Here is a 24203-nt window from a genome sequence, read left to right on the forward strand (position 1 = left end):
CATTGGAAGGAAGTTGGTGTCCATTCCAGAATGCCCATCGATGGTTCCTTATGGAAGGACGATCCCATCCTTTCTTCCTATCCACCGTCCCGTGTATACAAGGTCATCGAGCGAGATCATGCAGGAAGAGCGATGGAGTTTTTGAGAAAGCCAGAGAAGCGGCCTTTGCGTTCAACCGTAATATTGCGCGGGGACAGCATGCTGCGAAAGTATTTGTTTTTGGCGTTGCTCCAGCTTGCGCGTCACCAACCGGACTTCAAGCGCTGGTATAAGCAGAATGTGAAAAAGGGGGATGGGCAAGATGCAATCTATGTTAAACTTATTGGACAGCTAGCTCGTATTCTCATTGGTATGGTTCAGCATGGAGAAACGTATCGCAGCCTAACCAGAGCACGCAGCAATAACAAAATAACAAAAACCGCACACATAGAGGTGAGTTCTCTGAAGCAAAAGTCGCTCTAAAAATACGGTGATAATCAATAAACCCTGATGGTTCTTCATTTCTACAAAGAATGTAAATAAACGAATACGAGGGAGTCTCATATTGGGAGATCTCTCGTATTCGTCTTTTTAGTCAGCATACTTGTTTATAATCGTATGAGCAGCCTCATCCGCTATTTGAAAAGCCTGCTCTCGTGAAATACTGAAATCAAGCAGCAACATTTTGGGCCATAGCACCTGCCCAGCAATTAGACTCATAAATTCATTGGCCGTTTTTGACGCATCCGGCAGATTTATATTACCCAATTGAACTTCATCTACTAAATATTGCGTCAATTTCTGATGCACGGCGCCTTCGCCCAGTTCATAATGAAAAAGACTGAGCTCGGGGAATTGCTTGGCTTCTGCAATGACGACCCGGAATAAAGGAGCCATTCCATCACGAGTCAGCACGCATGCGTAGTCTCGTCCGAACTTTATTAATCCTTGCAGGGGAGAGCCGAGCTCCGGTGGAAAGTCCCATTCGGGATCAAGCTCCCAAAAATGCTTGACGATGGTTTCAAAAATCAATTCCTTCGTCGGGAAATGATTGAAAAGTGTACCTGTAGAGAGACCAGCAAGTTTTGAAATCTGAGCTAAAGTAGTCCGCGCATACCCTTTTTCAAAAAACAGTTCTTGTGCAGCGGCAATCGCGCACGCCCTTTTTTCTTCCTTTATACGTTCATGGTAAGTTGATTTAGTTCCCATAATTCCACTCCAAAGTTGGATTTAAGTCTTATCAGAGGGATAGCACCCTCTTCTCTACTATACAACAGTTGATCGTGTTCTAAAAGAAAAAGCTGCCTAAGCACCCTCGGAGGGCTTAAGCAGCAATAGGGCTAACATATTAGAGAATCGTTTGAGCGCCATCCAGAACCAAGTCAACGCCAATGGTGAAGCGTGACTCATCCGAAGCCAGATAAACAACAGCTTTGGCAATCTCTTCGGCAGTACCCATGCGTCCAGCCGGAATCCCGTCACGAATGCGGTTAATAACCATCTCACGAATTTCGTCAGACACGCCTAGCTTGTTCTTATCGTAAAGCGGGGTATCAATCGGTCCAGGACTCACCGTATTGAAGCGAATTCCGTTAGACGATAATAAGTCGGAATTCCAGGCTTTGGTCAGGGTGGAAATGGCACCTTTAGTAGCCGCATAAGCGTTGGAATGTGCATATCCGGCATGAGAGCTGCTCGATCCCATTAAAACGACAGAAGAGGGGTTCGCCATAACAGAAGTTAGTGCCTGCATTAAGAAAAATGGAGCTTTTACGTTGATGGCAAACAATTTGTCAAAGGCTTCCTCATCGATTTGCTCGAATGGACGCCAGTCAGATACACCTGCGTTTAAAAAGGCAATATCCAGTTTGCCAAAATGTTGTTCAACTCGATCAGCCAGTTGACGTTGGGCATTGAGGTCTCGGGAATCTGCCTGAAGCACAAGGACTTGATTTCCAAGTTCCTTTTGCGTTTTTTCTACATTTGCCGGAGTTACTCCGGTGACAATCAATTCAGCACCTTCAGCCAGAAATTGTTTGGCTGTCTCCAAGCCAATTCCACTGGTGCCACCCGTAATAAGTGCTCGTTTACCATTAAGTCTAGTCATGTTAAAACCTCCATCGCAAGATACTTACAAGGATAAATATAAGACGATAATAATCTAAAGTCAAGTAACTCAACTTTATTTATTTTTTCTTATGTGATAAAATCATTTTGAGCACAAGAGGCTGTGAATACAGAGTTAAAAAAGTTTTTTTATTCGTTTAGAGAAAGTGAGAGATGGACACTGACAAATTAGGGAGGAGTAGTCCTGATGAGACATCAGTAAATAGGTTCAATATCTTAAGATCGTTATCAAGTAGGAGAATCCGGGAGGGATTCCACTGTATTTGCCAGAGGTATACGCCTTTGACAGAGCGGAATTCTATCGTGACTTGGAGGAGGTAAGCGGCAAATATGTCAATCTCCATTTTACAAACGAGGAGACAAAAGGCAGTATCTACATGCAGCAGCGGCTACCTGATGAAGAGAGTGCGTTCGAAACGGGTACAGACGGCAAGATTGAGGAATTGCAGTTGAACGGTGTGAAAGCGATCCTGATGGATGACAGAACGCTGCTTTGGGAAACCAAGGACGCACTGTATTCCCTCTCCAGTGGTAGTGTGAACAGAAGCGAAATCATCCGCATTGCCGAGTCGATCAGCTAATTGTAAGATTCGCGGTATACTATCTTATATTTCTACGAGAAAGGGGAGCCGTCTGTAAAGTACGGCTTTGCCGTTTCTTTTTGCTTCCAGCCCATTTCAGCCTCGTAAGGGAACTGCCTCAAAAGAAGGTGGACTATACCAGTAAAAGGTTCGAATAAGGGGAAATTGAAATTCAGGATTATTTTAAGATTCACTAAAGGATAAAGCATCAAACTTATTCTTGTTTCGATATTTTTTCGGTGTCAGACCGGTATAGCGCTTAAAAATTTTGATGAAATGGTTCTGATCATAAAAGTTAAGTTTGGTGGCGATGGCAGTGATGGGTTCAGAGGTCAGCTCCAGAAGTTTCTTCGCCTCATCTACCTTTTCTTGTTGAATGAATTGGGTGATCGTCACACCCGTTTCTTTCTTGAATAATTGCGACAAATAGTTTTCCTGCAAACCTACGAGATCCGCTAGAACAGCCAGGGGTATACTTTCATATAAGTGATTGAAAATATACTCCTGGCAAGTCGCAATAGATTTGGAAAGGTGTTTGCGTTTACTTTCGTATACCCGATCTACAAAGTCTATTAATGCAGCGCCGATGGCAGCGACTACTTTATTATATTCATGCAGATCCTCAATACGCTCGATATGAAGATCACTAACGGTATAAGCAACTTCTGGGTAAAGTCCCCCTTCAATTGCAGCCCGGGTAGCAAGGGCTGTAACATATACGCCGAGATTTTTGATCTTACGCAATTGATTGTAGTTGGACAAGATACCGGGTCCATCATGATTAACGGATAATGTCATATTGTAAAAAGCTGTTTTATCTCCGTTTCGAATGGATCTCAGCAATTGCTTTTCAATCTCAAATACGCCACGGAATTCCAATAACTCACGTCGATCCGAGATTGCGATTGCGGCTTGGTTGCTTGGTTCGGCTTGATGTTCGAATTGAACATACTTTTCGGTTATGTCGGTGAGATCCAGCATGATTCCATTGAATAGATGGAAAGCCAAAATTCCGATATGATTAAGACGTTTTGTTGAGTAGAGAGGCAGTTGCTGCAAATATGAAATCCACACCGGTGTCACGCCGTGATCTAATTCACTTAACAAGGCATTAATAATCTCTTTATTCATCGGGATAACAGTAGACGGACCAATCAAGACAATTGCCTCCATATCACCGTTACGAAGCAACGGAATAATAACGAAGCATTCACCAAAATTGGTTGTATGAAAAATGGGTACATGTAGGGGCTGCTGAACTTGCTGCTTTAATAACATAATCAGTTCAGAATGGTGTTCAAAAAGTGGGTTGCTCTCTATTGCTTCTACGCCATAACAATGGATCTGATCATCATTCATTCTTGTATAAGAGACAGGTAATTGTACGGTTTCGAATAGCAATTTACAGGAAGTTTCAATACACTGGTGGCCTTGATCTGTTCTCACCTCGAATCACATCCTACACATCATAATTAAATACTCTTTTCATAAGAAACATACCATAAAGTGTACGAATTAAATATTAAAATGAGCTACATATTCTAAACGAGGTGATTAAACTGACAACATTCTCTGAAAACTCAAAATTAGGTGAATTGCTCTCCAATGATACAGCAGTCAACGTGCTGGAAAAATACCTTCCCGGAATCTCTACAAGCCTATGGTTAGCATGGGAAAGGGTTCCACTCTGAAGCAACTTAGCGCTATTCCGCAAGCCAACATTTCTGATGAACTTCTTTCATCCATATTATCGGACTTGTCAAACATTCCCGTAGGGGATCCAAAACCTTCACAAGAAAATACCCTTACTGACAGCTCAAAGGAACCCCTCTCCATAAACGGGTCCATCGCGATCGTGACTGGAGCCGGTGGCGGCATCGGGCGGGCATCATCTCTTAAACTATCTTAATCTAGATACAAGATCGCAGCTGTAGATTTTAACGCGGAAACGGGAGAAGAGACTATTGATTTAATCCGTGCGCAGGGTGGAGAAGAGCTTTTTGTTCAAGCCGATGTTTCTAAGGAAGAAGACGTCGAACGTTACACGAAGGCAGCGCTCGACAGTTATGGTCGGATTGATGTCTTTTTTTAACAACGCAGGGATTTTGCAAAAGTTTTCATTGATTGAAGATCTCAGTTCATCTGAATTTGATCGAATCATGAACGTAAATGTGCGAAGTGTTTTCCTAGGTCTGAAAAAGGTACTTCACATCATGAACGCCCGAGGATTTGGTTTTATCATCAACACCGCGTCTGCCGCAGGAATTCGTGCTGAACATAGTATGTCAGCCTATACTGCGAGCAAGCACGCCGTCATCGGTCTGACCAAGTCGGCGGCGTACGCAAAGGTATCGTGTAAACGCTATCTGTCCGGGTGGTTTTGACACAGCGCTTACCCAGTCTGATGCAGGAATCCGGTTATACACCTAAAGAATTCCCAAACAAGCGTATCGGACGTTTTGCTGAACCTTTCGAGATAGTGAAATGGTTGTATTCTTGGCATCCGATAAGTCAAGCTACATCACAGGTTCTATCATCACAGTGGATGGCGGATTGACATTGTAAGGACTACAGCTAATTTAGAAATGATGAGGAGGATATAAAATGAACCGTTTAAAAGTAGATGGGATGCATTTTTTTGACGAAGAGGGCCATCAGATCATATTGAATGGGATTAACTTAGTTTTAAGGAAAAGCATAACGGTTATCTGGAGCCAAACACTCATGATTTGCTCCACCAGTATGCGAGAAAAGGATTTAATCTGGTTCGATTGGGGATCTTTTGGGATGGAGTTGAGCCGGAACCAGGTAGCTATGATGAAGCATATTTAGATCGAGTTGAACGTGTTGTTCAAAAGGCCGAGGAATTGGGAATCTATATTTTTTTGGATATGCATCAGGATTTATTTGGAGCAAAGTATGGTGATGGTGCACCAGATTGGGCTACCCTTGATGAGGGTTGTTTTCATCCGGAAGATTGCACCATTTGGTACGAAGCCTACCTTACAAGTGAGGCCATAGCAAGAGCAGCTGATAACTTTTGGGCCAATAACAAAGCTCCTGACGGCATCGGTTTATTGGATCATTATGAAAACATGTGGGAGCATCTGGCCAAGCGGTTTCATGGTTATAGTAACATAATGGGATTTGAGCCAATGAACGAACCATTTATGGGTAGCCTTGCTCCACAAACGTTCGGTATGGCCTTTGCCAAAATTGCTGAGATAAATCCGAATTTCAATCATAGCCAAATGCAAAGTCTAACGAATGAAGAACGCGAAATCATGGATGAGGTCTTTAACGAGCATTTTATGAAGTTTGACAAAGAAACACTGATGCCATTCTATAATCGCATATTAAGGGCGGTGCGGAAAGTTTGCGATATTCCGATTGTCACTGGAGGAAATATTTATTCCAGTTCTTTCGTTAAGACGGGAATTGAACATCTCGTCGATCCTGAAGGCAACGTAGACATGCAACAAATCTACGCCCCTCATGGTTACGATGCCGTAGTGGATTCGGAAAATTATGATGCGTTCAGCAGAGAGAATGTATATCGGATCTTCGCACTTAAACGTAGATCACAAATTGATTTACAGCGCCCCGTTATTATTGGTGAGTGGGGAGCGTTCCCTAGTTCACCGTTCACGAATACGCTAATAGAGCATATGACGGGTATACTTGAAGCCTACCTCTGGAGTAGTACGTATTGGGTATACCGTCCTGGGATGGAGTATGACTCGAACTTCTCTAGGCTTGAACGGGGTTATCCCGCGAAAGTTACAGGGAAACTTTTATTTTATCATTATGAATACCAAACCAAAACTCTTACTGCAAGGTGGGAAGCTCGGAAGAACGGGAAAACAATCCTTTATATGCCGGATTTATCAAAAATGTTTTCAGAAAATATAATACTATCTGGAATAGCGACTTATGAATTAAAAAAAATGGAGCATGCGTTGGGTGGTTATGTTGTCATTACTACACACGAAGATGGAATTATGGATGTTTCTATTCGTTCATAATTATCATAATTACCTGTTATTCTGATCATAGAAATATTCTATAAAGTCAGATCCATAGTCTGTCAGAAACCCTCTTGAAGAGAACTAAAGCAAGAAATCGTGTACCAAGTTGGAGGGAAATTGAGAGAAATTGAAATCGTACACATCAGAAAAAGTTGCAATGCTTATCATAAACAATAAAAGTGATGAGCATAAGATACTCCAAAAAAGCCGAAACATTTTTAAAAATTGAATTTTTAAAAACCGTTAATCTTAAAAGATCGACGGTTTTTTTGTGTTAAGTCCGTTAGATGAACTTGGGCTAAATTGAGGAAAAGGGAAGAAGCAGAATCAGTCATGTCGAGGGACAAGAACATTTTCCTATTCCCGATTAGTCATATATCTAATCGTTATTGTAGATGACCACCATTTGGGAATATAATCCAAAGAGAGCCAATCAATTGGGGTAATACATATGTACAAAATACGAGTTTTGTGAAACAGTATTAATAGTTAGTTAGTTAACTCACTGACTGTGCACTGTACTCTGACTGGGTATTAACTTCTTTTTTAACTTTGTCATCTTCTTTTTGATTACTACAATCAAACCGTTGTTCGATCCATTCATATGGATAAATGTAGCTTTTTAAATTTATAACCCCCGAGAACTTTTCAATTTCATATGGATAAATATGTGATCTGTATACAAATCACAATAACATATCTAATATCGCATCTTCACAATTCAGCTATCCAATCTATCCCAATATAATATGCACCCATTTTAGTTTTAAAATGAGCACATATTATATTGGATACTAAATCTGAATCGAATTCTTTTAATCTGATCCTACGTCATTTTTAATCCCCGTGCACCCAAAACTCAATTATGCTGTTCCAGGTGTTGGATTCATTTCCTTGCCCAATATAACGAATGAATTTGGCTTGAACCGGTTCAAATTCAAATGTATCATAGGCAGCCTGTTTTTGACTGGTGACGTTACTTAATACATTTTGGTAATTAGTACCATCTGTTGATATCTCCAAATCAAAATAATTGGATCGCGTACGCCCATTATAGAATTGAATGCTCACCTGCCCTACTTGGGTTTGTTGCTCAAGCTCTAACTGCAGGTACTGTCCCTTTCCATCTGCAGACCATCTGGAGTCTGGATCGCGGTCGATCGTATGGATCGGCAGATTGCCATCATCTGCACTTGCCGTAACCTTGGTTACGACAGCGAACGGTCCTTCCGGCTCGGCCATAGGCTCCTTGACTTCAAATTTCTCCCGTGCCTCGACCGTTACTCCATTAAAGACGCAGCTCACGATGATGTCGACATTTCCAGCTTTTATTGCATGGAATGTAGTTCCTTCCGTATATCTGATCGTATCATCACTCGTTGTGTACGTGACAGGAACGTTCAATTCTGCAATGTTTACGATCTCCCCATTATCTAATGTTAGAAACGAAGATAATTCTCCGCTTCCTCCTGCGCTAATCGCATTACCTGCGACTCTCCAGCCGGGTACCGCTTTATTAGGACTTATGGAGATGTTCTCTGGAAGTACCGGTGTATCAGCTACCTTAAACTTCACTCGCACGTTCTGTTTGTGGTCCCGATATGATACAGTGATCTCTCCAGTTCCATTTGTCCCTTGCGGTTGCTTAATTTTAACCTTCCCATCCTTCGCAAAAGGTTTTGCAGAGATGATAGGCGTTTCGGTTGTGCCATAAGGCAAAGTGTGAACGTAATCCGTTCTTAAGAACTGCATACCCCCTATGACTTCGCCATTCACCAACAGGGATTGAAGCCCCAGATGAATATCTTTGATTCGCTTCTTGCTCTGATCCTGATATAAACTTTGCGGGGATAAACGATCGCCCTCCCCAATGCCTTCCGCCATATCAAATGGCTGCGTATCAACATCCGGAATGGAACCAACAATGTTGACGTTCACGCCGGTGTCCTTTCCTTTTGTTCCAATGACATATCCATTCCCGAATTGTTCTGATTCTACAATAACACCGGATTTACTAGGGTGTGCCGCCTGACCGGTCGTATTCCAGAAGACACTTTCAGTGGTCACCACCCCATGACGATTCGTTTCTGATGATCCATAATCCCGTGTAATGGCAGAGATCCCGTCCCCATTAACTACCAGGTTGTCGATCAGGTTCGCCATGCTCAAATACATATGAAAATCAGTCAATAATGAAGGTTTCTCAGAATACGAACCTTGCAGGACATTTCCGTTCGCAGAGAAGTTGGCATATGTGAAGCTATGTCTAGCTCCTATAGCCTTACTATTCTTAATGAGATTATCATTACCTATAAATTGATATAAATAACCGTTCCCGTTCGCTCCACGATACTGCGGGTACTGCATGGTTACATGATCCACAGTGACGTTCTTCGTACGATCCAGAATAATACCCTTGGATAACAGATGATAATCTGTATTGCCAGCTGGTTTATAAGTGTTAATATTTCGAATCCAGCTGTTGGCCACTGCAATCACATTGACCGCTCTGGCATTATCGGCTTCATATCCAGCAGTCCCAACGACTTTGAAGTCATCCTCACCAAGCCCCGACTTCACATTTTGAATGTTTGCGATCGAAAAATCCTCTAAACCGACTTCGACAATTGGATCTGCAGTCTGACTAATCGTAATATCATCGCGCAGCTTCATTGGATAACGCGTCGGAATGTCTAATGTAATCGTTTTATTATCCGGATCTACGCCCACGATTTGGCGGTAGAATAACGGTTCTACTTTACCAAGACGTGATGACCACTTGTTTTGCATGCCAAGCTCACGTAAGAATCCTGGCGTCGTTTCGAATGAAATGACCACGTAATCATTCACTGCAAACCCGCTTGTATCCTCAACGGACAGCAGGACGGTTGGATCGGTAACGGATTTGCGAAGTTTCGTAGAAATCCCGGTTTTCTTCCAATCTCCTTTACCGATCCGGATAATATCCTTGTTTTTCATATTTTGCTGTGCATTATAGATATGAGTCTTGTTCATCCCGTCACCTTTCAGGACCATACGACTTGCAGGAATGTTTAGTGAATAATCCTTGCCGTCCTGAGGGTTAACCTGATATGTACCCTTGGGAAGATACACGACACCTCCACCCCGCGTCACAGCGGCATCAATTGCCTTTTGAATAGCCTGCGTTGCATCACGGCTCCCTGAAGGATCGGCAAAATACGGTGCTTTCGTAACGTCGATAAGTTTGTTTTTAGGCGTTTTAGGCAATTCTGTCTCCCCACGCCGATAACCGGCATAAGAAAAGTCATGCAGAAACCTTCCCTGTTCATCTTTAAATCCTGGATACCAATCGTTTGGATAGAGCCTGCTTCTGCCATCCGTACCCAGAGACAGATTCTCACCGGCACGATCAATAGATGGCTGTGAGTCGCCCTCTGACGCTCGAACCTCCTGGGTTCCAGGTACAGACAATCCAACAGTCAACGTAAATGCCAACAATAAAAAAGGCCACTTTCTCCGCATGCTTTCGTTCTCCTCCTTTTGGATTTCAGAGTATGTGAGCGGTTTCAAGAAACCCTATAGTCACCTCCAACCCTGCTCAAGCAAGAGTCATGTGCATGCCATCTCAGCATGTCATAACCGATTGTAGAGCACGAGGGAACGAAATTACATCAACAAAAACGACACTCCAATGCCTATTTTATATAATATAAGGATTTATTTGGAGGATATAGCGCGATTATACCGCTCTAACGCTTGCTGCTGAATCTCAATCGCACGATCAATCTGTAATGACTTGATTTGCTTGACGTACGTATCGAAAGCATCCACCGGCTCAATGCCAAAAATGATTTTAAGCGACATCTCGTCCACCACTTTGTTCGCTTCCTGCATGATGACTGACATCTCCGTGCTCTCTTTCTCGGTTTTGGGCAGGGTCGGTACCTGATGGAGAACAGCATCCGTGCTGGACCATAACTGCACCGCCTCTTTCTGTTCCGGTAAAATATAATATTGCTCCATGTATCGCGTATCCTGCACAAATGGACCGAAATAACTCGCTCTGGTGTACATCGCTAGTGCTTGAGCCGGCGACCACTTATCAGGGTTTTTCAAAATAGTCTCGGTATACGTCGGATACCCGTCCTTCATCTCAAAACTGACACCTTCAATGCCAAAGTTGAACAGCAAGTGTCCCTCAGGCCCATACCCGTAGTCCAGCATCCGTGCTGCTTCTTCTACATGATGACTGTTGTTGGATATGGCGACCCCACTGGAACCGATAGCGGGAGCAAGTTGACCAAATTTCGGACGATCTCCTTTGTTCATAACAGGATATGGCGCTGGCACAAGCTTTGCATGGGGATCCGTCTCCCGCAAGATGGGTAGCCATGTACCGATCCCCGCCCCAGCATTCCAGATACTCGCGCCGCTGCGTCCTGTTGTCATGTTTGTATCCTGAGTCTCCGAATCTACGGCAGCCAGATTCTTGTCAATGAGTCCCTCCGCATACCATTCACGAAATAAGGATAGAAATGCCTTATATTCAGGTTCCTGTGCCCCAAACTTAATTTGGCCATCTTCCACGTAAAACCCTTTTTTAATACCAAAAGCGCCAATAAAACCGCCGCCTTCGATACCAAACAACGGATTCGGAACACCTAGAAAAGTAAGCGGGGCGTCAGCTCCCTTTTTGTCCTTAAATGCCTGAAGCATCGTATGCCATTCGTCAATCGTGGTTGGCACATCAAGTCCAAGCTCGTCCAGCCAGTCCTTCCGGATAATCGGTCCTTGATAGGTTCGAAGCTTATCATCTCCTTGAATAAAAGGAAACGCGTAATAACTTCCGTTCGCTGTGCGAATCTGCATATCAATGTCTGGATGCTCGTTCAGGTACTGCTTCAGATGAGGTGTGTATTGATCAATAACATCGTTTAATCGCAGAATATATCCGTCTTTGATCGCTTTCTCCGGCCCACCGGGATAATTGCTCCACTCATATTCAATCATATCCGGCAGTTCCCCGGATGTAAGCAGCACATTAATCGCTTCTTTGGCCTGATTGGCGGGTGGCCGGATGAATTGAAGGTTGACTCCGGTTCTCCGCTGCCATTCCTGAAAAAAAGGCACTTCATTGAAGCTGGACTTAATGCTCGCTGCATTGCCATTCAATTCTGCCCAGTAGGTTAATTTCCCACCGTCATTGGGTGAAGCAATTGAGACGGTCTGGTACTCTGATGAGCCGGAACGTTCATCCAGCTTGGCATCCGAATCTGTCCCGTTCTGATCGCAAGCAGTCAGCATGCCAAGCAGCAGGATGAGCCCTGTCACCTTTGCTATGAATGCCAACTTCCTCTTTACGTTCATGTTCCGGTCTCCTTTCAAATCAACTGATTTCTTTATATTTACCAGGTGTAATGCCTTCGTATTTCTTGAATACCCGGATGAAAGTTGCTGCATCGTTATACCCGACCAATCGAGATATTTCTGTAATGGATTCCTGTTTATGCTCAATCATTTCTTTAGCCTGTCGGATACGGCACTTATGAATGCAGTCCAGCAGACCCTCACCGGTCTGATTCTTGAAGAGTTTGGACAAGTAACTGCCCTTAAGCTCAAAATGCTCACCAATTGCGTTGACGTTCAAATTCACGTCCGTATAGTTACTCTCAATATACTGTGTGACTTGGGTGCTGAGATGACGCAGGGAATCCTCACGTTCTTGTGATACATTCGTTGCGCGCTTGTCAGCGGCATAGGAACATACCTCCTCAAGCAAGTTCTGCAAAGCCTCCTGCATCTCCTGGATGGTATCCCCGGCAATAATGTCCTCAATCCGATGCGGGTATTGGATTAGCGTATGGTTATCCCTGTCCCCCAGATCATTAATAGCCTTTATCATCGTACCTACCAGGTTGAAAATCAGGCAACGTGCAAGTGTGAGCGACATAATCGGTTTATCAAAATTTCGCTCTGTAATCTCGTTCATATAAGCGCTGGCTTGGTCGGTATCTCCCGCTTTGATGAAATTAAGAAGTTGCTGTTCCACTTGAAGCGGATAGTAGTAGCCAAATGGGGCATCCGCCATCGCATCGCTGCGGACATCGCCATAGGTAATGATGCCTTTCTTGCCAAGCACCATTTTGTATTCCATCGCGTCTACTGCTTCCTGGTATGCTTCGGCGATGCCAATCCATGACGTGTGGCGTCCACTGATAGAGATCGTCAATTCCATATCATAGCTTTCCAGGAAGCGCTGCGCTTCTGCCGCAATGTGATGAAGATCATGATTCCAATCCGAAGAATCCGCTTTCATATTTACAAGGCAGACCATCATATCATCAACTTCTGCTACATATCCGACGTGCTGACGCTCTGAAGCCAGTTCTTCAACAACATTGGAAATAATGAGATGGATCAATTTGTTTCGTTCATTGATATCAATACCCGGCAGCTTTCCATAGAGATTCTCTTCATTTTCGATTACAAATAAGATAACAGCAAATTCACTTGAATAGAGCGGCATATGGAAGGAACGGAATGCATCTTCATAGGGCACGAGCGTATCCTGTTTGCCTTTCAGAAGCCGATTAATCATATTGGAGCGCAGTACCTGCTGATGTTTCTGCAGTTGCTGGGCAATCTCGTTCTTTTCTGATCGTGTGTTCATGATGACCTTCTGAATAAACCGAAGTTCGTTCCGATCAGCGGGTTCGTTCTGATTATTTTTGTCTTTTAGTGATTCCACGAGCTGTTGGATTGGGGAGTAATTCCGGCGCATGAAGAACCAAGTCAGTACACCCGCACTAATGAGACTCACCACGATACTGATATACGTAAAATTGCGGACATACACTGCCTTTTCCCAATAAAGGCTGCTGGGAATAATCAATGCGTACTTCAGATCGGATACCGCGGAGTCCATGTAGAACATCTCCGACTTGCCAACCCTGGCGTTATCCAACTGAACCTGATTGCCATTCATGAATGGCTTCAATTCCTCCGATCCGGGATGATTGCTCATCAGAATCTCGTTATTCTGGTTCAGAATCAGCAGCGTGGCATCACTAAAACCCGAAATGCTCTCAATCGCTTTCTGGAATCTTCGCGTATCCGCCATGACGACAACCGTACCGGTCTCCTGACCATTCAAATCATCAGGCAGACGTGTAATGTACGCAATGGAAGACTCCGCCGGAGCTGCATTCTGATGCGGCAGAATGACGAATTGATTCGTCTCTGCACCCAGAATCTGATCCCGCCATGCGTCGAAAGACATTACACCTGTGTTATGTAGGGTATGAAATGCCGTTCGCATATCCCGAATATTACCTGAACGGAGAATGGATTGGTCCTTTTTCCACACGACGTAGAATTCATCAATGGACGCGTATGACGTTTTATAGAGACGAAGTTCCTTTACCAATTGGTAAGCCGTATAAGGCGCCTCTTTGGCAGGTTGATTGGAGTACATCAGCGTTTGCAGATTAGGGCTCCACGTCATCTCCATGTTCAACCGTTTCATAAGATCAACTTGTGTATCGATCGTATAACGCATCTGCTTCAATAAGGAATCGTTCGCCCGATGTATTTCACTCTTCAATGTCTCATTCGCTTGCATGTAAATAACCAGACTGATCAGAATCGGCACAATTAAAACAGCACTGTATGAGACAAGCCAGGTCACGATTATGCTTTCTCGTTTTTGCCACAAATATCGAATGTTTAGCAACAGTTCATCACCCAACTCTTCGTAGATTATCGATGTTTGGATCAGGAATTTATTATAACGTCAAGAGCGCGATTGGGATATAGATAAAAAGTTCAATTCAATTGACAAAAAGGTGCGCAAGCACCTATTTCCCCCGTTAAATCAAGCACAAATAGCCCGAATAGACCACTTTCGTCTATCGGGCATTCGGTATCAAAACGCGTATTCATTTGAATTCATTTTTGAATAGATGAGAATGTTTTCGGAAATTTTCTCAGAGCATTTTTAGAAAATGCGATGCTTCCATCCGTTTAATTTGGCACTCGCCTCAACGTAAAAATAGTCACCGTATATGAGTGAGACGTTCACGTTCTGACCTGCCGGTTTATGACCGGTTCCCTCCAGGAGCATACCTTCGTGCTCAGGAAGATCCCAAGTTCCATAATGATTCCGCAGGGAACTCAGGATACGTTTGGCAACGGTAGCATAGAGTCTGCCCTCCGGATCAGGAAGTACATCTGCAAGCTCAAGCAATCCGGAAGCTGCAATTGCACCAGCAGAGCTGTCACGTGGAACTTCCTCCTCTTCTTCGGACTCTGCACGGAAATCCCAATGCGGAACGTGATCCTCAGGCAGTCTGGAAATGAAGAAGTTCGCCACGCGCTGTGCAGCATCAAGATATGCCGGGTCCTCTGTATACCGATACGTATTCGTTAATCCATATAAAGCCCACGCCGCTCCCCGGCTCCATGCCGAATCCGGTCCCGCTCCCTGTCCACCTATCGCTTCTGCACGTTCACCTGTTTCGGGATCAAATCGAATGATATGATGCACCGAGCCATCTTCCCGGACAAATTGCTTCATGACCATATCCGCATGAGCTTTGGCAATATGGCCGAAACGTGGATCTCCGCTCTCCTCAGACGCCCAGAAGAGCAAGGACAGGTTCATCATGGTGTCGATGATCGACCAGCCCAGCATGTCGCCATTCCAGGCCCGGATGAAGCTGCCTTTGGTATTAAAGCGTCCAGCCAGGAAGTTCGCGGCAAATAAGGCACGCCTTGCGGCATCGGCATCTCCGGTGAGCTTGTATTTGATGACGGCCGTAGGCAGGAAATGAAAGCCCACATCGTGATCAAAGTAGTTGTTTTCGAGAAACCGTGCCGATAGCCGCTCATCCCAATTCCATGCAGCTTCTTTATATTTCTCATCACCCGTCATATCGTACACAATCCATAACATGCCCGGCCAGAATCCTGAGGTCCACCAATCGATTCTCATGTCGTCATAGATGCCATTTGCTCCAGCGACATGCGGAGACTTTTCACCTATGGCTGCTAGCATCTGATCGGCTTTACTTTTAATCTGATCCCACACGTCCTTGTTCACTTCATTTAATACGCTCATGTAACATCATACCTCCTTACCGTTCTTCAATTCTCTGGTTTAACCCTTCAATGAACCAACCATGACACCTTTCACGAAAAAGCGCTGCAAAAATGGATAGATGCACAGGATCGGTATCGTCGCTACCATAATCGTTGCATACTTGATGGTTTCCCCGATCTGGAAGCGATCCCCAGCCGATGCACCAGCCGACATGCTCTCGGTGGAATTGGCAATCAGAATCTCACGCAGCACCAATTGCAGCGGGAACAGCTCTCGGCTTTTGATAAACACCGATGCATAGAACCATCCATTCCACTTATCAACTGCGTAATACAGGATCATCACGGCAATGACTGGCATGGACAACGGGATAATAATACGGAACAAAATGGTGAAGTGATTCGCTCCATCAATCTTGGCCGACTCTTCCAGGCTGTCCGGAATGCCCATAAATGACGTTCGCATGATGATCAGGTTAAACGTGCTGATGGCAAAAGGAAGAATGGTCGACCACAGTGTATCTAACAGGCCAACGCCTTTTACAACCAGGTACAGTGGAATCAAGCCGCCGCCAAAGAACATCGTGAACACGATAAAGAACATGAACACCTTGTTCCACATCACATTTTTACGGGATAGCACATACGCACCAAGCGCAGTCATGAACAGGTTGACGATAACGCCGAACACAAGAATAAATAATGTATTGCGGAAACCTGTGGCTATACCTGGATTGGCAAGTACGCTCTTGTAAGCTTCCAGACTAAAGCCGACCGGCTTCCACAGGAGCCCCTTGTTTGCTAACAGCTGCGCCGAATCACTTAAGGATGCAAATAACACGTAGAGCAGCGGGTACAATGTGACGATGACAAGCAGGATTAAAAATGTATAATTTAAAATCGTAAAGATTCGGTCAAACCAACCACTTTCCTTAATCAAAGTTACCACCTCACCATAAGCTGTTTTGACTCACTCTGCGGCTGATATAGTTCGCCGAAATCAGAAGAACGAGATTGATCACCGAGTTAAATAGACCGACTGCCGAGCTGTAACTCCATCCGAACTCCAACAATCCCTTTCGATATACGAAGGAAGAGATGACATCAGCTGTTTCATAGGTCACCGGATTATAAAGGAGAATGATTTTCTCGAAGCCGACATTCAGCATATTACCCATCCGGAGAATGAACATGATCGTAATAATTGGCAGCAATCCGGGTAGCGTAATGTGAAACATTTGCTTGAGACGGCTCGCTCCGTCTATCTTCGCCGCTTCATACTGCTCCAGGTCGATGCTCATCAACGCAGCGATATAGATAATGGATTCCCAACCGATCCGCTGCCATATTTCAGACAGAACATAGATTGGACGGAACAGCTCCGGCTTTTGCAGCATCGCCTGACCGTCATATCCAAGCATCATGATAAGGCGGTTGATTAAACCATCCGCGTTCGTGAAGTCCGTAATAATACCGCATATGACGACGAGAGAGATGAAATAAGGCATATACGTTATCGTCTGAACGACCCGCTTGAACGTGCGCTTGCGTACTTCATTGATGAGCAGCGCCAGAATAATCGGTGCAGGGAATTCAAAGACCAGCGTGTACAAACTGATAAGAAGGGTGTTCTTCAGCACACGTAAGAAATAATAAATGTTGAAAAACTCTTCAAAGTGCTTCAGCCCAACCCAATCACTACCCAAAATGCCCTTCATCGGAGAATAATCTTTAAAGGCAATAATTGCGCCGTACATCGGACCATAATGAAATATTAAATAATATCCAATAACGGGAATCATCATGATATATAAATACTTGTTCATCATGAAGTCCCGCACGAACCGGCTTTTAAAGGATTGACGATTGCTCATGATGTACCTTTTCACCTCTTTTCAATCGGGAGGGTTAGCGCCCTCCCCTTTTACAATTACCGATTGTTGTAGCGTTCGAGTGCTGCGGTTTGGATTTCAATCGCTCGATCCAGATGTAACGATTTCATTTTTGCGACATAGCTGTCGAATTGATCCACCGGTTCGTTGCCCAGAATGATCTTGATGGTCATCTCATCGACGAGTGTGTTGATATCATTCATGATGGTCGCGTATTCGGAGCTCTCTTCAGGTGTAGGTGTGATTGAAGGCAGATTATATTTGGCGGCCTGTGTATTCTTCCATACATCAATGGCATCGCGCTGAGTCTGTAGTGCAAAGAACTGCTCGGCATACCGTTTGTCTTGAACAAATGGACCGTTATAGCTGCTGCGGGCATATAGTGAAATTGCTTGTGCAGGAGCGAGTTTATCCGGGTTCTTCAGCAGCAAATCTGTGAATTTCGGATAATCGCCTTCCATGTTATAGCTGACACCCTCTTCTCCGAAGTTGAAGAACATGTGCCCTTCCTCACTGTAGCCGTAATCCAGCATGCGAACGGCAAGTTCCGGGTCCTTGGCTGCTGTTGAGATGGCAACAGTGCCTTCCGAGGCATAACCCTGGTTAAGCTGGCCGAATTTAGGAATATCACCTTTTTTAAGCACCGGATATGGTGCGGCGACCAGAACGGCATCCGGATCATTTGCTTCTACGAGCGGTTGCCATTTGCCGATACCTCCGCCTGCGTTACCAACACTAGCGCCAGTAGCACCCGAAGCGAGGTTACCGTCAACGGATTTGGTATCAGCTGTTGAGATGTTTTTATCAATCAAACCTTCTTTGTACCATTCCTGGAATAACTTCAAGTATTCTTTGAAGCTTTCTTCCGCAGGACCAAATTTGACCTGTCCTTCTTCCTGATAGAATCCACGGTTTACACCGAAGGCACCAAGGAAAGCACCATTACCGGAATCGTTAAAGAATCGGGGCTTACTTACAACAGAGAACGGAGCGGATGCGCCTTTTTTCTCTTTAAAAGCTCTCAGGGTTGTAGTCCACTCATCAATCGTTTCCGGAACCGGTAGTCCCAGCTCATCCAGCCAATCCTTACGAATGATTGGACCCTGGAAGACACGGAGATACTCATCTCCCCGAATGAACGGGAATACATAATAGCTGCCGCTATCCGTTTTGACCATCTTGTCGATGTCTGGATTGTCCTGCAGGTATTTCTTCAGATTCGGAGCATACTGGTCAATCAGATCGTTCAGCTTTAGGATGTAACCATCATTGATGGCTTTCTCCGGTCCACCGGGGAAATCTCCGATGAAATTGTATTCCAGCATGTCCGGCAAATCCCCGGATGCCAGCATCACGTTGAAGGATTCTCTGACCTGCCCTGTCGGTGGTGCCGTGAATTTGAGTGCTACGCCGGTTTTTTCCTGCCATTTTTGAAAGAATGGAATTTCGCTGTGCGAATTTTTGACCCCGATCAGGTTGCCGTTAATTTCACCCCAATACGTAAGCGTCTTATCCGTTTGAATCGGATAGGTTGTTGCTTCCGTTGATCCGCTTGGTGTCCCTTTATCAGCATCGCCCGTTTTACTTTCTCCGGACGAACACCCAAGGATCGTCGTACCTAATAACAGGATCATCAAACTCGTAGATAACACTTTTCTTCTCATGGACCTTATCCTCCACCTTTTAGGAATGTCTGTGCTCTACCTCAGATTAAGGGAGAGGGCACTGTAGCGATATTCGCAAAAGATGAAATGACATGTTGATTTCGTCAGAACAAAATGATCATTTAGCCAAAACGATAGACGAATTCTTTATATAATCAACTGCAATGCCTTGAATTTGCTGTGTTGGCGCGGGTTTGTGACTGTACTTCTGAGATCACAAAAAAACAGACCATGAACACTGTTCATAGTCTGTAACGTGGGAGATATAATTTGGTTGGGATATAACGAATATATTACCCCAGGGCTTACCTTCTCCTTTTTAGTCCCAAACGACTTCGGTACCTGCGATAAAATCATGTATTGCACGTTTGTCTTCTCGTACAGCAACCATGATGACACTTACAATGAAACCAATGCCAAAAGTTATAAAATACAAAAGTCCTGCAACAACAACTCGTAGTAACATTGTACCCAGCCTTGGTGATTCATGTGAATCGTATTTCCGAATCCCGCAGATGCGCTTACCGATTGTTCGACCATATCAACCCTGCAATAATTATTAAAGGAAATGTGATAATAATGCCATCCAACAATCCTGCCCCGAATCTGATCCAAAAACCTGCTTTATACAAAAAAATTTTCCTCCAAACTACGTTTTTAAACTAAACGGCTAATTTACTTCATGAGCTCCCTTCATAAAATATCTAACTCTATGTACGCAAATCAGGTAGTATATCAAAAATTTTACTTATTCACGATATAACTCCTATTTCTTTTCACTTGTACCCTTTGTAAATTTTATAACAAACTATCGAATTAACTTAGTTCATGTTCATTACTTACTCTTACATAATCCTTTCTAATATTGTATTTAGCTTCTGAGTCTCCAATGAAAACACCATAATAATTATGTAAACCAAAAGAGCTACTCAACATTTGTTAAGTAGCTTTCTGTTCGTTCTGCATCTGCCCTCTTCGCCAAATCTTATTCTCCACAATGGCATAGACTAAACCGGCGATGGCAAATATCCATATCGATGTCATTCGGTTCAGATGGTATCCATTCACGAAATATGGATTGTACATGAGATCAAAAACCCACAGCCCGCCCCATCCAAACCCAACCATGTAGATGAAAATCCTCACCATAGGAGAACACACATATTTCCGCAGCAACCATGAGATCGGGCTTATAATAACAACATAAAAAGCGATTAAATAGTGACCGAATCCCAGGATGAGCGACAATATATATATCAAGCCCCCTAAATTACGTAAACCGTAATACTCTGTCGTTGTAATATGGTACCCTTCAACCCTTTCAAGAACGATGAGTGCTGTAAAGAAGATCCCGATAAATATAAATCCTAATACCATGTACCGTTGAACCGCGTTCACCAACATCAGATCACCCCAATGTCTAAACGCAGCCAGAGCCGCTCAAGTTACATGATTTCGAACAAATTACACAATTACAGATAGGCCTCCGTTAGGTTCTGTTAAAAGTTAAAGTTAATCTATCATGAATTGCTATAATTGAACATTACCTTTGCCCTTCCAGAATCATCGTACCCAGGCGGTCCATAAGCTCCATTCTTCCCATCGCTGTCCACTCGACAGCAGAATACCCACCGGAACGATGAAGGTAAACAACGAGATCATGATTACAAAAAACAGCCCGTAGGATGTTTTACACAAATCTGTTATTATCAACGAAATATCCCGATAACGCGTCACCGCCTGTTTAAACGTCAGAAACGAATCAGCTGTAATCCCAAATACTTTCACCGCTGGCATACCTCTCACGTATTCAACACCCGTCGCATTCATCTCTTCAATGGCAAGCTGAAAATCACGATAAGCCTGACGGCCGCGTTCACTGCGAAAGATACGACTTTGCAACCAGAACCCGATTCCGATCGGAACCAACAGCGTCAGCGCCATACGATAATCGAGCCAGAATAAATATCCCAGCAACATCACTTGAATGACGATCGCACTCACCAGATCCGGCAACTGATGGGCGATAAACTTCTCAATTTTCTCCACACTGACTTCAATGATTTTCTTCAGCTCACCGGTTGCCGCCCGGGTGTGATACCCCATGGGTACTTTGGCAACATGCTCCGCAAGTCTCACTCTGAGCTGGTACAAAACGCACATTAATATCTCACAGGTACGCGGGCAACCGCTACCCCAATCCGGAGCAAAAATACCTCAATACGGATTATAAGTGAATCTAATTCAAAGAAGCCATATTGGACATATGGCCTCATACTCTGAATCTGTTGGATTGTAAGAAGACACTCACTCATGAAAAGCTCTCCAGAACGAACCTTCTGTATTAATGATATCCTTGATCTGAACAAACGGAATTGTAAACGTTGGAAACCCTGCCGCATAGGGCGCGATGTCATATGGATTGAAGTAGAGATGCAGAGCATCCGCTGTGACATAAAACGGCTGATCCGCACTAATCCCCGTATAGGTGTCCGGAAACACATACGAGTATTGAGGATCATTTTTGATCTGATCCCCCACAATCTGGCTTAACACTTTTACGTAGTCACTATCCGGTTTAAATAAATCCTTCAGCTCATACAACTGACCATTCGTCAGATTAATGATCGCATAGATCATCGTAGGCATACCATGCGCTGCACCTGCCGGGTAGTTATAACCTGTGAGTTGCAGTTGCAGCAATTGCTGCTGATAGAACGTAATATCAAAATCCCCTGTATACGTGTAATCCAGCTGTTGATCAGCAGGAATCGGTTTAACCTGGGAGAGTTGCTTCAACTTGGCATTCAGTGCAAGCTGCTCCGCTTGGTTCGTCAATCCCTCCACCTGCGGATAATATACGAGATAGTCCCTGTTTGGTTTGTACTTCACTTCGCGTACACGGTACGGCGGATGAAGTGGAACGATTGTATTTTGCCGCCAGATGATCTGTCCGGCCCGATTCACATACGATAAGCGCTGGTCTACATAGGCCTTAATCAGATCTGGTGCCACGACCTCCAACGTACCCGAACCTTCTACATGCGGATATCCAGCGGCAGGTCTTCCACTCAGATCCAGCAGATAGGTTTGTCTTCCGTCCGATGCAGAAGCCAGGCCGTTTTTGTAATTGCCTACTTCGCGATATAGGAACTCCGTAAGTCTTCTGCCACTGGTATCTGCAATCGCGTATACAGAGCCAATATACGGCTGCTCCGGATTAATTGCTTGCCCCAGCGCATAACGATGCTCGCCTAGTTCGCGGATGTCATTATACGCGGGTTGAATGATAAACGATCCCTCCGTATTAATGACTCCATAGTTCGATTTGTAGTCCTCTGCTGTATTAACAATCGCTTGCCCGCCGCTGAAAGGAAATGCCGATGAAAATTTGGGCTGAATGCGAATATTACCCCGTTCGTCGATGTACCCATATTTGCCCGAGGCCTCTTTTTGAAAAGCGAGCAATCCATCCCCTAATGGTCCCACATAGGCAAATGGATACGTCGCGAGCCGATGTCCATTGCGATTAATGAGTGCATACTCATTGTCCTTAATCTGCACAACCGCTTTGCCATCTTGAAAATCATTCGCAGAAGCGAACTGTGCAGGTATCACCTCATTGCCCGACGCATCCAAATAACCATACCGACTCACCGATCCATCTGCCTGACCAGGATTAGAATCGTAAAACAACGCTCGGCCATCCTTCATATTCGAGATATACGGGTATGCCCGTTTGGTCAGGACTGTACCTTGTTCATTAATCATCTTAAATCCTTGAGAATCAATGGTTATCGCCCGTTCTTCGGAAAAGGAATTGATGGAATCGTATACAGGTTGAACAACATACTGCCCCTGAAGATTAATAACGCCGGCTCGACCATCCTTCACAACCACAGCCAATCCATTGGGCTGAAACTCTTGCGCGTCATCCAGTACCGGCTCAAGCCGAATGTGGCCTTGTGCATCCATATACCCCCAACGCGTCCCACTCGTGGTTCGAACGGAGATTGGATATAACCATGTCGTTACCCGGGCATGACTTATAGGGACCATCGCCTGCTTTATTTTCTTTTCCAGCTCCTGTAGTACCTCTCTGGAAGGATAAGCTTCCGGGAAACTGAGTGCCTTCTGAACGGAAGCAAGTGCTGCCGGATACTGGCCCGCATGGTACTGAGCATCCGCAAGGTAATACCAGTAAAAGATATAATCAGGATATTGCTGGGTTAGTTGCTCGTAATATTGCACCACTTTTGGATAATAGGTTGCATATACGTCCGGTGCAGGAACCCATTTCCCATTCTGCCATCGGATAATCTCCACACGATAGGCTTCACCTGTGTCATGTATCCAGAGTGCAATCTCCACTTTCCCATCTCGACCATGCGGACCAGGCATATCTATAATCTCTGCATAGCTATAGTATAGATCGTCAGGCGCCAAATCTTTGAGCCCTGATTCCGTCCACTCATATACGGCAAGCTTAGACCAAATAGAACCAATCCGCCAACCAATAATAAGATTGTTCCTTGCCGTTGAAGTTACAGGGGCTGCAGTCATTAAAGTCACCCCATACCCCAATCCCTTAATTAGTGCCATCTTGATCCAGTGTCCTTGAACAAATTTCAGAATGAGCAAATACAGCTCACCGTTCAACTGATAGACTGCAGCAATCTCCGGCATACCGTCACCGGTAAGATCTGCCGCATAGATCGCTGGATGTTGAACAGGTTTATCAATATTGACGACCGTTGCACCAGCCGGAATATGTTGATTCACAATCTGCGTTAACAGCGGTTCGCTCATGGACATATCAGTTTCCTCCCTTATGACCGCATTCGCCTAATG

At 44.4% G+C, this 24203-nt stretch carries 16 protein-coding genes and 2 pseudogenes; 4 read left to right on the plus strand and 14 right to left on the minus strand.

Annotated features, from left to right (window positions below):
- The first annotated feature begins 30 nt into the window (after positions 1–30).
- On the plus strand, positions 31–462 hold the full coding sequence (locus tag NZ043_RS26120; protein ID WP_176872620.1) for a hypothetical protein: 432 nt from the start codon (positions 31–33) through the stop codon (positions 460–462).
- A gap of 108 nt (positions 463–570) precedes the next feature.
- On the opposite strand, the gene NZ043_RS26125 is transcribed toward NZ043_RS26120, so the two are convergent.
- Entirely contained in the window at positions 571–1188 is a 618-nt protein-coding gene (locus tag NZ043_RS26125) for a TetR/AcrR family transcriptional regulator (RefSeq protein ID WP_091029717.1), read from the minus strand.
- Between the two features lie 139 nt (positions 1189–1327).
- Entirely contained in the window at positions 1328–2086 is a 759-nt protein-coding gene (locus NZ043_RS26130; protein ID WP_339309634.1) for an SDR family oxidoreductase, read from the minus strand.
- Positions 2087–2369: 283 nt separating this feature from the next.
- On the opposite strand from NZ043_RS26130, the gene NZ043_RS26135 reads away from it, so the two are divergent.
- Positions 2370–2687 carry a DUF4367 domain-containing protein gene (locus tag NZ043_RS26135; RefSeq protein ID WP_339309635.1) on the plus strand — a complete coding sequence of 106 codons (318 nt, stop codon included), beginning with the start codon at positions 2370–2372 and terminating at the stop codon, positions 2685–2687.
- A gap of 183 nt (positions 2688–2870) precedes the next feature.
- Here NZ043_RS26135 and NZ043_RS26140 read toward each other — a convergent pair whose 3' ends face one another.
- Positions 2871–4133, minus strand: a complete 1263-nt coding sequence (locus NZ043_RS26140; RefSeq protein ID WP_339309636.1) for a helix-turn-helix domain-containing protein — start codon at positions 4131–4133, stop codon at positions 2871–2873.
- A 388-nt stretch (positions 4134–4521) separates the two neighbouring features.
- On the opposite strand from NZ043_RS26140, the pseudogene NZ043_RS26145 reads away from it, so the two are divergent.
- Both NZ043_RS26145 and NZ043_RS26150 read left to right on the plus strand, forming a co-directional pair.
- Positions 4522–5252, plus strand: a pseudogene (locus tag NZ043_RS26145) (SDR family oxidoreductase).
- A gap of 143 nt (positions 5253–5395) precedes the next feature.
- Positions 5396–6712 (plus strand): cellulase family glycosylhydrolase, encoded by a 1317-nt coding sequence (locus NZ043_RS26150; RefSeq protein ID WP_339312875.1) that lies wholly within the window; start codon positions 5396–5398, stop codon positions 6710–6712.
- 840 nt (positions 6713–7552) lie between these two features.
- On the opposite strand, the gene NZ043_RS26155 is transcribed toward NZ043_RS26150, so the two are convergent.
- The 11 genes and pseudogenes from NZ043_RS26155 to NZ043_RS26205 all read right to left on the minus strand — a co-directional run bounded on the left by NZ043_RS26155 (position 7553) and on the right by NZ043_RS26205 (position 24167).
- Complete coding sequence (locus NZ043_RS26155; protein WP_339309637.1) at positions 7553–10219, minus strand: discoidin domain-containing protein; 2667 nt, start codon at positions 10217–10219, stop codon at positions 7553–7555.
- A gap of 195 nt (positions 10220–10414) precedes the next feature.
- A complete protein-coding gene (locus NZ043_RS26160; protein ID WP_339309638.1) occupies positions 10415–12064 on the minus strand; it encodes an extracellular solute-binding protein in 1650 nt (549 codons plus the stop codon).
- Positions 12065–12083: 19 nt separating this feature from the next.
- Complete coding sequence (locus NZ043_RS26165; protein ID WP_339309639.1) at positions 12084–14384, minus strand: helix-turn-helix domain-containing protein; 2301 nt, start codon at positions 14382–14384, stop codon at positions 12084–12086.
- 309 nt (positions 14385–14693) lie between these two features.
- Positions 14694–15815: a glycoside hydrolase family 88 protein gene (locus NZ043_RS26170; RefSeq protein ID WP_339309640.1), complete on the minus strand. Its 1122-nt coding sequence runs from the start codon at positions 15813–15815 to the stop codon at positions 14694–14696.
- Between the two features lie 39 nt (positions 15816–15854).
- A complete protein-coding gene (locus tag NZ043_RS26175) occupies positions 15855–16736 on the minus strand; it encodes a carbohydrate ABC transporter permease (protein ID WP_024631936.1) in 882 nt (293 codons plus the stop codon).
- A 10-nt stretch (positions 16737–16746) separates the two neighbouring features.
- Positions 16747–17670, minus strand: a complete 924-nt coding sequence (locus tag NZ043_RS26180; protein WP_339309641.1) for an ABC transporter permease subunit — start codon at positions 17668–17670, stop codon at positions 16747–16749.
- 56 nt (positions 17671–17726) lie between these two features.
- Complete coding sequence (locus tag NZ043_RS26185; protein WP_339309642.1) at positions 17727–19352, minus strand: extracellular solute-binding protein; 1626 nt, start codon at positions 19350–19352, stop codon at positions 17727–17729.
- 319 nt (positions 19353–19671) lie between these two features.
- Positions 19672–19990: pseudogene (locus NZ043_RS26190) on the minus strand (RDD family protein).
- 301 nt (positions 19991–20291) lie between these two features.
- Positions 20292–20756 carry a hypothetical protein gene (locus tag NZ043_RS26195; RefSeq protein WP_289389391.1) on the minus strand — a complete coding sequence of 155 codons (465 nt, stop codon included), beginning with the start codon at positions 20754–20756 and terminating at the stop codon, positions 20292–20294.
- Positions 20757–20915: 159 nt separating this feature from the next.
- Positions 20916–21515, minus strand: a complete 600-nt coding sequence (locus NZ043_RS26200; RefSeq protein ID WP_339309643.1) for an ABC transporter transmembrane domain-containing protein — start codon at positions 21513–21515, stop codon at positions 20916–20918.
- Between the two features lie 144 nt (positions 21516–21659).
- Positions 21660–24167 carry a WG repeat-containing protein gene (locus tag NZ043_RS26205; protein ID WP_339309644.1) on the minus strand — a complete coding sequence of 836 codons (2508 nt, stop codon included), beginning with the start codon at positions 24165–24167 and terminating at the stop codon, positions 21660–21662.
- Positions 24168–24203 lie beyond the last annotated feature (36 nt).

Source organism: Paenibacillus sp. FSL k6-2145, from assembly GCF_037976585.1.
In the GTDB taxonomy this organism is placed as follows: Bacteria; Bacillota; Bacilli; order Paenibacillales; family Paenibacillaceae; genus Paenibacillus.

Coding starts and splice junctions, on each gene's coding strand:
- NZ043_RS26120 (WP_176872620.1), top strand. CDS start 31: ATGCCCATCGATGGTTCCTTATGGAAGGACGATCCCATCCTTTCTTCC.
- NZ043_RS26125 (WP_091029717.1), bottom strand. CDS start 1,188: ATGGGAACTAAATCAACTTACCATGAACGTATAAAGGAAGAAAAAAGG.
- NZ043_RS26130 (WP_339309634.1), bottom strand. CDS start 2,086: ATGACTAGACTTAATGGTAAACGAGCACTTATTACGGGTGGCACCAGT.
- NZ043_RS26155 (WP_339309637.1), bottom strand. CDS start 10,219: ATGCGGAGAAAGTGGCCTTTTTTATTGTTGGCATTTACGTTGACTGTT.
- NZ043_RS26160 (WP_339309638.1), bottom strand. CDS start 12,064: ATGAACGTAAAGAGGAAGTTGGCATTCATAGCAAAGGTGACAGGGCTC.
- NZ043_RS26170 (WP_339309640.1), bottom strand. CDS start 15,815: ATGAGCGTATTAAATGAAGTGAACAAGGACGTGTGGGATCAGATTAAA.
- NZ043_RS26180 (WP_339309641.1), bottom strand. CDS start 17,670: ATGAGCAATCGTCAATCCTTTAAAAGCCGGTTCGTGCGGGACTTCATG.
- NZ043_RS26185 (WP_339309642.1), bottom strand. CDS start 19,352: ATGAGAAGAAAAGTGTTATCTACGAGTTTGATGATCCTGTTATTAGGT.
- NZ043_RS26195 (WP_289389391.1), bottom strand. CDS start 20,756: ATGTTGGTGAACGCGGTTCAACGGTACATGGTATTAGGATTTATATTT.
- NZ043_RS26200 (WP_339309643.1), bottom strand. CDS start 21,515: ATGTGCGTTTTGTACCAGCTCAGAGTGAGACTTGCGGAGCATGTTGCC.
- NZ043_RS26205 (WP_339309644.1), bottom strand. CDS start 24,167: ATGTCCATGAGCGAACCGCTGTTAACGCAGATTGTGAATCAACATATT.